Raw genomic sequence first — 2,688 nt, forward strand, 5'->3', positions numbered from 1 at the left:
GTATCATCGACTGGACGTCGCGCACTGGAGTTGCATAAACATCTGATGGGTGGCAATATGCCAACCATCTAGTAGGTAGGTCAGTGGGTGTGTCGTATTTTTTTGTCATAACGCAGCCATTCCTGAATTGTCACTCATTTTGCGAGGTCATCACCATGCGTACATTAACAGCTTATAACGAAGATAATTTCCGCCAGATAGAGCAGTACAACGGAATATCGGTGGTACGTTTCTCTGCACCCTGGTGTCCGCCCTGTCAGGCCAGCGAAGAAATGTTCAGTCAGTTTGCAGACCGGCTCGATAGAGATATTCAGGTGGGGAAAGTCAATGTAGATCAGGCGCCGGTGCTGACAACCAAATACGAGATCTGGGGGCTGCCGTCTGTGCTGATATTTCATGAAGGGCAATTAGTTAAACGCATACCGGGTGTGAAACCTGCATCGGTATATGCTCAGGCTATTGCGGACATAAAAAAAGGGCAGTAATGCCCTTTTAACGTGGAATTTATTAATGCTTAACCGCGTGCCTGACCGACGGCATCCAGAGTGCGGGCTGAATGAATGACCGCCGCGCCAGCGTTGAGGTTAATCGCCACGCCCAGCGCTTCAGCAATTTCAGCGTCGGTTGCACCGGCTTTCACAGCGGCGTCGGCGTGAAAAGCAATACAGCCGTCGCAGCGGGTTGTGACTGCGCACGCCAGGGCAATGAGTTCACGCACTTTTGCGCCCAAAAGGTCAGTTTTGTTACCTGCGTTGCCCAGGGCAACCACGCCTTTCATGGTCTCGGGGGTCAGTTTGCCCAACTCGCCTAAACGTTGCATTAACTCTGAGCGATAGTTGTTCCAGTCCAGCATAGTGTCATTCTCCTGAATGAGGGGTATTAAGAAGCAGTTTTATATACTTAAGGCTGTTGGCGAAGACTTCGGGTCTGGCCGTTGCATGCGCCACTACGCTTGAGCCTTCACAGACATTAATGATCATCAAAGCAATATCTGATGGTTCGGCATGGGATGAAAACTCACCTGACTCCATGCCCGCCCTGACGACTTTTGTGAGCCACTCGATTTGCATATCGAAATAAAGTGATGTCTGTACAGTAATTGCCTGAGGCAGATTGGCGGTCTCTGCTGACAACGCACAACACAGTGGCAGTAGCGAAGCTTTATGGCTTTGCGCGAAGATATCGATGTAAGCCGCAATTCTTCTCTCCGCGCTTTTCTCAGTCGCCTCTATCTGCTCAAATACGCGTTGTGTATCAGAGAACGCCTGTATTACCACCTGCTCACCCAGAATATCTTTGGTCGGGAAATGGTGATGAATACTGGCCTTGGTGATACCCACTATTTTTGATAAATCAGCATAGCTGAATACTGAATACCCTTTTTCGCGCATCAGGTGTTCTGCTTCGCTGAGCAGCCGTTCCCGTGTCATGGTTGTCATAATTACTCCATATAATCTACTAGTTGATAGATTATATTGTTGCTATTTTTCCGTAGCAAGTTGTATCACTGACTCAGTATCGTGCAGAGCTGAACGTCACTGCCATCCTGCATTCTGAATGGCAGCATTACATCTCTGACATCACGCCAGGCGTGTAATCATTTCAACCGGATTAGCCAGAGTATCGTGGATTGGCGAATTCTTTTGCATTTCGCTGACCAGCGCTTCTAACTCCTCGCGACTGGCGGTCTTGCTCGTAAGGTGAACATCGACGCGAATAGATTTCGCACCTTTACGCACGTTGCTGTCCAGCCCAAGGAAGCCGTTGAGGTTGATATCGAAATTAAGATCCAGCTCGATACCGTCCAGGTCGATCCCTTTTTCAGCAGCCATCATGGTAAGGGTGGCGGTATAACAGCCAGCCAGCGCCTGCATGATGTATTCAGTCGGGCTCATGCCGGTATCGGTGCCGAGTAAACCTGCGGGTTCATCACCGATATTAGAAAATTTCCCCACACGGCTGGTATCGATAACGCCGTTCTGGATTGTGGCGCCGGTCTCTGTGCGAACGGTTAATCCGCCGCTGGAACGGGCTTTCATCTGGAAAGTCAGGTTACCCAGGCCAGGCTGGCTGCGAACTGCTTCACGGGTATTGTGGATCGCAGCTGCGTCTGCAGAAGGTTTAACGGTAGTAGACATAATGGCTCCTGTAATTTCTTGATAAAAGGTATAGCTGGTGTAACCAGCACCAATCATCTAGTTGGTAGATTAGTGTCGCGAACCTCTTTTGTCTACTCTTTTATAAAAAATAGGGGGAAAAGAACCCAGCAGGCTGTTTTATTTCATAATAACCATTTGATTTTTTTATAATCTTCCCAGCCGCTCACTCTTGCAGCAATCCAGCCTTTACCCGAAGGATAGTCTGGCGGGTGGTATTAAATTCCCGGGCAATAGCACTGATACTGATGCCAGCATTTAGGCGCTCTGTCACTGTTTGCTTTTGTTCCTCGCTCAGGATGGGGGGGCGACCGAAGCGTTTTCCAGCCGCTTTTGCCCTCGCAATACCTGAATACGTTCGCTCAAGCAGCAAATCCCGCTCAAACTCCGCTACAGCAGAAATTACCTGCATAGTCATTTTTCCGGCCGGACTGGTCAAGTCAACGCCTCCGAGTGCGAGACAATGAACGCGAATATCTAAAGCCGCCAGTTGCTCTACTGTTTTTCGGATATCCATCGCATTACGACCCAG

5 protein-coding genes are annotated in these 2,688 nt (G+C 49.3%); 1 reads left to right on the top strand and 4 read right to left on the bottom strand.

Annotation, left to right across the window (positions count from 1 at the left end; all coding sequences use genetic code 11):
- Window positions 1-155: 155 nt before the first annotated feature.
- Complete coding sequence (locus ACOTYN_RS26020) at window positions 156-485, top strand: thioredoxin family protein (RefSeq protein WP_021242987.1); 330 nt, start codon at window positions 156-158, stop codon at window positions 483-485.
- Between the two features lie 29 nt (window positions 486-514).
- Here the strand turns inward: ACOTYN_RS26020 and ACOTYN_RS26025 are convergent, their stop codons facing one another.
- The 4 genes from ACOTYN_RS26025 to ACOTYN_RS26040 all read right to left on the bottom strand — a co-directional run.
- A complete protein-coding gene (locus ACOTYN_RS26025; protein ID WP_020277919.1) occupies window positions 515-853 on the bottom strand; it encodes a carboxymuconolactone decarboxylase family protein in 339 nt (112 codons plus the stop codon).
- A 4-nt stretch (window positions 854-857) separates the two neighbouring features.
- Window positions 858-1,439 carry a TetR/AcrR family transcriptional regulator gene (locus ACOTYN_RS26030; RefSeq protein WP_020277920.1) on the bottom strand — a complete coding sequence of 194 codons (582 nt, stop codon included), beginning with the start codon at window positions 1,437-1,439 and terminating at the stop codon, window positions 858-860.
- A 141-nt stretch (window positions 1,440-1,580) separates the two neighbouring features.
- A complete protein-coding gene (locus ACOTYN_RS26035; protein ID WP_000108589.1) occupies window positions 1,581-2,138 on the bottom strand; it encodes an OsmC family protein in 558 nt (185 codons plus the stop codon).
- 184 nt (window positions 2,139-2,322) lie between these two features.
- On the bottom strand, window positions 2,323-2,688 hold a 366-nt coding region (locus ACOTYN_RS26040), incomplete at its 5' end, for a recombinase family protein (protein WP_166697282.1).

This window comes from Enterobacter cloacae complex sp. IR5458 (assembly GCF_049238025.1).
In the GTDB taxonomy this organism is placed as follows: domain Bacteria; phylum Pseudomonadota; class Gammaproteobacteria; order Enterobacterales; family Enterobacteriaceae; genus Enterobacter; species Enterobacter kobei.